The sequence below is a fragment of the Leucobacter chromiiresistens genome (assembly GCF_001477055.1).
Classification (GTDB): Bacteria; Actinomycetota; Actinomycetes; order Actinomycetales; family Microbacteriaceae; genus Leucobacter; species Leucobacter chromiiresistens_A.
Genome location: NZ_LDRK01000035.1, coordinates 20,700 through 27,328 on the forward strand (window position 1 = coordinate 20,700; position 6,629 = coordinate 27,328).

Annotated in this window: 7 protein-coding genes; 1 reads left to right on the forward strand and 6 read right to left on the reverse strand. The window is 68.3% G+C overall.

From position 1 onward, the window contains the following. Positions 1-22: 22 nt before the first annotated feature. From NS354_RS07135 to kdgD, 6 genes are all read right to left on the reverse strand, one after another. Entirely contained in the window at positions 23-982 is a 960-nt protein-coding gene (locus NS354_RS07135) for a YihY/virulence factor BrkB family protein (protein WP_058593879.1), read from the reverse strand. A 36-nt stretch (positions 983-1,018) separates the two neighbouring features. Continuing rightward, positions 1,019-1,786: a succinate dehydrogenase iron-sulfur subunit gene (locus tag NS354_RS07140; RefSeq protein ID WP_058593880.1), complete on the reverse strand. Its 768-nt coding sequence runs from the start codon at positions 1,784-1,786 to the stop codon at positions 1,019-1,021. A 3-nt stretch (positions 1,787-1,789) separates the two neighbouring features. Next, a complete protein-coding gene (gene sdhA / locus NS354_RS07145) occupies positions 1,790-3,622 on the reverse strand; it encodes a succinate dehydrogenase flavoprotein subunit (protein WP_058593881.1) in 1,833 nt (610 codons plus the stop codon). A 45-nt stretch (positions 3,623-3,667) separates the two neighbouring features. Further along, positions 3,668-4,111 (reverse strand): succinate dehydrogenase hydrophobic membrane anchor subunit, encoded by a 444-nt coding sequence (locus NS354_RS07150; protein ID WP_058593882.1) that lies wholly within the window; start codon positions 4,109-4,111, stop codon positions 3,668-3,670. 17 nt (positions 4,112-4,128) lie between these two features. Then, positions 4,129-4,545, reverse strand: coding sequence for a succinate dehydrogenase, cytochrome b556 subunit (gene sdhC, locus NS354_RS07155; RefSeq protein ID WP_143025940.1), 417 nt, complete (start codon positions 4,543-4,545; stop codon positions 4,129-4,131). A gap of 272 nt (positions 4,546-4,817) precedes the next feature. Beyond that, positions 4,818-5,747 (reverse strand): 5-dehydro-4-deoxyglucarate dehydratase, encoded by a 930-nt coding sequence (gene kdgD, locus NS354_RS07160; protein WP_058593886.1) that lies wholly within the window; start codon positions 5,745-5,747, stop codon positions 4,818-4,820. A 188-nt stretch (positions 5,748-5,935) separates the two neighbouring features. Between kdgD and NS354_RS07165 the strand changes: the two genes are divergently transcribed. Then, positions 5,936-6,629, forward strand: a 694-nt coding sequence (locus NS354_RS07165; protein ID WP_058593883.1) for a LysR family transcriptional regulator, incomplete at its 3' end; no start/stop codon positions are given.

The following is a 6,629-nucleotide window of genomic DNA, read 5'->3' on the forward strand; positions in this document are numbered from 1 at the left end:
GCAGCCCTGCAGCGCCCGGAGCTCAGACCGCGGCGCGCTCGGGCAGGCGCCCGAGCTCCGGGTCGAGACCCGTGGCGATCCAGGACGACGTGAGCAGCAGCGTGCGGCAGATGAGGTTGAACCACAGCAGCAGCCCCGCGAAGACCGCGAAGGTCGCGAGCAGCGGGTTGCTCGTCGCTCCCCCGATGAGCACGCCGCCCAGCGCCTTGAGGCCGAGCAGCACGAGCGCCCCGATGCCGCAGCCGACGATCAGGCGCGCCCGCGGCACCCGCACCTCGGCGAGGTATCGATGCATGGCGACGAGCAGCACGATGTCGAATGCATATACCGCCGCGTACCGCACGACCGTGCCGAGCGTGCTCACGAACCAACTCGTCTCGCTCGCCCCGATCCAGGAGAGGAAGTGGTCGGCGAGATTCGAGCTCAGCACGGTGAGCGCGGCGGAGACGAGGATCGCGGCGAAGAAGATGATGGCGAGCACGAAGTCGCGCAGCTTCAGCAGCACCGGGTTGCGGTAGAGCCGCACCTCCAGTCCGAAGATGATCCGGATCGACCGCCGCGTGCCCGTGAACCAGTTCAGCGCGACCCACACGAGCACCAGGCCGGCGATGGCGCTCGACCAGTCGAACGCGCGTGCGCCCATGAGCTCGTCGATCGACACCGCGCCGCCGGCGCCGACGAGGCCGGGGATGAAGAGGTTGATCTGCGCGACGATCGAGTCGAGCAGTTCGGGCCGCCCCCGCAGCACGATGCCGAAGATGCCGAATCCGAGCCACAGCGCCGCGAACACCGCGAACAGCGCCTGGTAGCTCATGCCGCCGGAGAGCACGACGCCGCCGACGTCGGAGAAGTGCAGGTAGGTGCGCACGGGTCGCAGCCGCTGCGCCCAGGCCCAGCGCCGCCGGCCGCGCTCGACGACCTCGGAGACGCGCGTCGCCCCGGAATCCTCCGAGCGATCGGGAGGGTTCCGGGGCGACGTCATTCGGTCACGGCGAGCGAGGTGCGAGCCTCGTACGCGCTATGCGACCTTGCCGGAGCGGATGGCGGCCTTGACCTCGGCGATGGCCTTGGTCACCTGGATGCCGCGCGGGCACGCATCGGTGCAGTTGAAGGTGGTGCGGCAGCGCCACACTCCCTCGGTGTCGTTCAGGATGTCGAGGCGCACCTCGGCGTTGTCGTCGCGCGAGTCGAAGATGAAGCGGTGCGCGTTGACGATCGCGGCGGGGCCGAAGTACTGCCCATCCGTCCAGAACACCGGGCAGCTCGTCGTGCACGCGGCGCAGAGGATGCACTTCGTGGTGTCGTCGAAGCGCTCGCGATCCTCGATGGTCTGCAGGCGCTCCTTGCCCCCCTCAGGTGCGGAGCCCGCGACGAGGAACGGCTGCACCTCGCGGTAGGCCGCGAAGAAGGGCTCCATGTCGACAATGAGGTCCTTCTCGAGCGGCAGACCCTTGATCGCCTCGACGTAGATCGGCTTCGAGATGTCGAGGTCCTTGATCAGCGTCTTGCAGGCGAGGCGGTTGCGGCCGTTGATGCGCATGGCATCCGATCCGCAGATGCCGTGCGCGCAGGAGCGGCGGAACGACAGGGTGCCGTCCTGGTCCCACTTGATGCGGTGGAGCGCGTCGAGGATGCGGTCCGTCGGGTACATCTCGACGTCGAAGTCCTCCCAGAACGCGTCCCGCCCCGATTCGGGGTCGAATCGGCGGATCAGCAGGGTGACGGTGAACGGCTTCGGTGCTTCCGGAGCCTCAGCCGTGGGAGCTTCAGCGGTTGCAGTGCTCATGACCTAGTACTTCCTCTCCAGCGGCGGGTAGCGCAACTCGCCCTGTTCGTTCCTGGTGACGACGACCGGCTTCCAGTCGAGGCGGATGTGATCTTCGGGATCTGCCGAGTGGGGGTCGCCCGACAGGTACGCCATCGTGTGCTGCATGTAGTTCTCGTCATCACGATTCGGGTAGTCGTCGCGCATGTGGCCGCCGCGGCTCTCCTTGCGGTTGCGCGCCGTGTAGGCGAGCACCTCCGCGAGATCGAGGAGGAAGCCGAGCTCGATCGCCTCGAGCAGGTCCGTGTTGTACCGCTTGCCGCGATCCTGCACCCCGACGTTGAGGTAGCGCTGCCGCAGATTGTGGATCACGCCGAGCACCTCGGTGAGCGACTCCTCCGTGCGGAACACCTGGGCGCCGCGATCCATCGCCTCCTGCAGCTCGCGGCGCAGGTCGGCGACGCGCTCGGTGCCGGAACCATTGCGGAAGCCCTCCACCATCTCGCGCACCATCTTCGCCGGGTCCTCGGGGAGCGGCACGAAGTCGGCGCGATTCGCGTAATCGGCTGCGTTGTTGCCGGATCGCTTGCCGAACACGTTGATGTCGAGCAGCGAGTTGGTGCCGAGGCGGTTCGACCCGTGCACGGAGACGCAGGCGCACTCGCCCGCGGCGTACAGGCCGGGAACGACGGTCGTGTTGTCGGAGAGCACCTCGGCGTCGTTGTTCGTCGGGATGCCGCCCATCGCGTAGTGCGCGGTCGGGAAGACGGGAACCGGCTCGGTCACCGGGTCGACGCCCAGGTAGGTGCGCGCGAACTCCGTGATGTCGGGGAGCTTCGTCTCGAGCACCTCGGCGCCCAGGTGGGTGCAGTCGAGGTACACGTAGTCCTTGTGCGGGCCGGCGCCGCGGCCGTCGAGCACCTCCTGCACCATCGAGCGGGCGACGATGTCACGGGGCGCGAGATCCTTGATCGTCGGGGCGTACCGCTCCATGAAGCGCTCGCCCGAGGCGTTGCGCAGAATCGCGCCCTCGCCGCGCGCCCCCTCGGTGAGGAGGATGCCGAGGCCCGCGAGGCCCGTCGGGTGGAACTGGTAGAACTCCATGTCCTCGAGCGGCAGGCCCTGGCGCCAGACGATGCCGACGCCGTCGCCGGTGAGCGTGTGCGCGTTCGAGGTGGTCTTGAAGATCTTGCCGAAGCCGCCGGTGGCGAAGACGATCGACTTCGCCTGGAACACGTGGAGGTCGCCGGTCGACAGCTCGTAGGCGACGACGCCCGACGGCTTGCGCACGCCGTCGACCTCGGTCATGACGAGGTCGAGCACGTAGTACTCGTTGAAGAAGTTCACCCCGAGCTTGACGCAGTTCTGGAAGAGGGTCTGCAGGATCATGTGCCCGGTGCGGTCGGCCGCGTAGCAGGCGCGGCGCACCGCGGCCTTGCCGTGGTCGCGCGTGTGGCCGCCGAAGCGCCGCTGGTCGATCTTGCCCTCGGCCGTGCGGTTGAACGGCAGGCCCATGTTCTCGAGGTCGATGACCGCGTCGATGGCCTCGCGGGCGAGGATCTCAGCCGCGTCCTGATCGACGAGGTAGTCGCCGCCCTTGACGGTGTCGAAGGTGTGCCACTCCCAGTTGTCCTCCTCGACGTTCGCGAGCGCCGCGGCCATGCCGCCCTGCGCCGCCCCGGTGTGGGAGCGCGTCGGGTAGAGCTTCGTGATCACGGCGGTCTTGGCCTTGGGCCCCGCCTCGATCGCGGCACGCATGCCCGCGCCACCGGCGCCGACGATGACGACGTCGAACTGATGATAGGTGACGCCGTCCTTGACGGTGACGTCTTCGCCCTGATGGGTCTCTGTGGTCACGTAAATCCTATTCTTCGTTGCGAAAACCGGTGCTGCGCGCGGGGGTTACGGCGTCGGGCAGAACGAGGCGACGAGCGCCGGGTCTGCACCCGGGGGGCACGGGTCGAGCGTGTAGATCACGATGGTGCCGAGCAGGATGAGCAGGGCCGCCGACAGGAACAGCGCGAGCTTGAACCCCTTCGCGAGACGCGGGCGCGAGACGTAGTCGTTCACGATGGTGCGCATGCCGTTCGCGCCGTGGATGAGCGCCAGCCAGAGGAGCAGGGTGTCCCACACCTTCCAGAACGGCTGCGAGAGCTTGCCGCCGACGAAGCCGAAGTCGATGGCGTGCACGCCGTCGCCGATCATCAGGTTCGAGAAGAGGTGGCCGAAGACCAGCACGACGAGCAGCACGCCCGATACGCGCATGTAGACCCAGCCCCACTTCTCCCAGTTGGTGCGCTTCTTCGCCGGCGTCGCAGCGCGCGGAGTGTCAATGGTCAATGACATGTCTGTGCTCCTCGCGCTCAGTGTCCGAATACGTTCATCAGGTGGCGCGGCAGGAAGCCGGCCATCGTCACCGCCCAGAGCCCCATGACGACCCAGAACATGGTGCGCTGGTACTTGGCGCCCTTGCTCCAGTAGTCGACGAGGATGATGCGGATGCCGTTGTAGGCGTGGAAGACGATCGCCGCGACGAGCACGGCCTCGCCGAGGCCCATGACGGGAGTCTTGTAGGTGCTCATGACGGCGTTGTACGCCTCGGGGCTGACCCGCACGAGGGCGGTGTCGAGCACGTGCACGAGCAGGAAGAAGAAGATGGAGACACCCGTGATGCGGTGCAGCACCCACGACCACATTCCCTCGTTGCCGCGGTAGAGGGTGCCGCCGGGGCGAACCTTCTTCTTCGCCACGGGTGCGGCTGCTGCCGTTTGGGCTGACACAGGCTTCCTCCTTCGTGCTTCGCCGGGCGACGCCCGGCGGCTGACAGAGCCATCTCGCCACGCGCGGGTCGTTCCGACAGAGAGCGTGGCTGAGAATCCACTGCGGAACCATTATGACACCATTCGGGAGCGCTCCCGAACGCGGTCGATCGCTGCGGCGGAGCGCCTCTCGTCCGATGATTCGTCGCCGAACGGGCGCGGAACGCGAACGGAGCCGAGCGCCGGGTGGGCGCTCGGCTCCGCGGTACTCGTCGCGAACGTGCCGCTGGGGCTCAGACGAGCGCGGGCACCGCCGCCCGCTCGATGACCCGCGCGAGGTCGGCGCGATCCGCCGGGGTGAGCTCCTGGAGCGGCGGCCGCACGGGGCCGCCGGTGCGGCCGACGGCGTCGAGGCCCGCCTTGACGATCGACACCGCGTAGCCGGGCACCCGGTTGCGCACGTCGAGGTACGGGTGCACGAAGTCGCGGAGCGCCGAGAACACGGCGGCGTGGTCGCGGCGCCGCACGGCGTTGTAGAAGTCGACGGCGAACTCGGGCACGAAGTTGAACATCGCCGACGAGTAGGTGGTGACGCCGAGCTCGAGGTAGGGCAGGGCGAACGTCTCAGCGGTGGGCAGGCCGCCCACGTAGGTGAGGCGGTCGCCGAGCGTCGAGTAGATGTGGGTCATCTGCTCGATCGAGCCCACGCCGTCCTTCAGACCGATGAAGTTGGGGAGGCGATCCGCGAGGCGCTGCAGCGTCGCCGCGGAGTACTGCGCATTCGCGCGGTGGTAGACGATGACGCCGAGCCGGGTGGCCCGGCAGACGGCCTCCACGTACGCCTCGAGACCCGCCTGACCGGCCTCGGTGAGGTACGGCGGGAAGAGGAGGATGCCGTCGCCTCCGGCCGCCTCGACGGCGCGCGCCTGGGCGATCGCGCTGCGGACGGAGCCGCCGGCGGGGCCGAGTACGGCGGTGCGTCCGTTCACCTGCTGCACGGCGGCGGTCACCACCCGCGAGACCTCGTCGAGGGTGAGCGAGAAGTACTCCCCCGTGCCGCCGGCCGCGAAGAGGCCGGCGACCGGGTAGTCGCTCAGCCACTCGATGTGCTCGCGGTACGGCTCCTCGGCGAACTCCTGCTGGGCGTCGAAGTGGGTGACGGGGAACGAGAGCAGGCCTGAGCCGACCTGACTCGCGAGTGCTGATGGTTCCAAGTGGGGCACGATGTGCAACCTCCGGTGACTAGGGGAAACGCGCCGTTGCGATGGGGCGATCGGGATGCGGATGATCCGATGGCTTCACGCTAGGTTCCGTTTCCGATACCTGTCCAACATTCCTTCTGGATCGTTTTATGCCGCAAAGGTATGATGGAAGGCATGTGCATTGCAGACCGCCGAGCCCGGGAGCGATCATGACCTACACCCTGGACCAGGTGCGCGCGCTCGTCGCCGTCGCCGAGGAGCTGCACTTCGGCCGCGCCGCCGAGCGCCTCCAGATGACTCAGCCGCCGCTCAGCCGTCAGATCCAGCGCCTGGAGGCGATCGTCGGCGTGCAACTCGTGCACCGCAGCAACCGCCGCGTCGAGCTCACCGACGCGGGGCGCGCGTTCCTCGACGAGGCGCGCCGCATCCTCGCGATCGCGGACGGGGCGCCCCACATCGCCCGCACCGTGGCGGCCGGCCTGTCGGGCGTCGTGCGCATCGGGTTCACGGCCTCCAGCGCGTTCACCCTGCTCGGCCCGATGCTCGCCCGCATCTCGCAGGCGCTCCCCGACGTGACCATCGAGCTGCAGGAGATGGTGACGAAGCACCAGCTCGACGCGCTCACGAAGAGCGAGATCGACGTCGCCATCGGCCGACCGCCGTTCGACCCGGCGCACTTCGGCTCGCAGCGCATCCACCGGGAGCGGCTGCTCGTCGCGCTCCCCGAGGGGCACCTGCTCTCGCGCCGCACCAGCCCCATCGGGGTCGAGGATCTGGCGAACGAGGACATCATCATGCACTCGCCGGTCGAGGCGCGCTACTTCTACGACATCGCGACCCGGATGATGCCGATCTCCCGCTGGAAGCATCGGTTCACGGTGAGCCAGGTGTCGACCATGGTCG

Coding starts and splice junctions, on each gene's coding strand:
- NS354_RS07135 (WP_058593879.1), bottom strand. CDS start 982: ATGACGTCGCCCCGGAACCCTCCCGATCGCTCGGAGGATTCCGGGGCG.
- NS354_RS07150 (WP_058593882.1), bottom strand. CDS start 4,111: ATGTCATTGACCATTGACACTCCGCGCGCTGCGACGCCGGCGAAGAAG.
- NS354_RS07140 (WP_058593880.1), bottom strand. CDS start 1,786: ATGAGCACTGCAACCGCTGAAGCTCCCACGGCTGAGGCTCCGGAAGCA.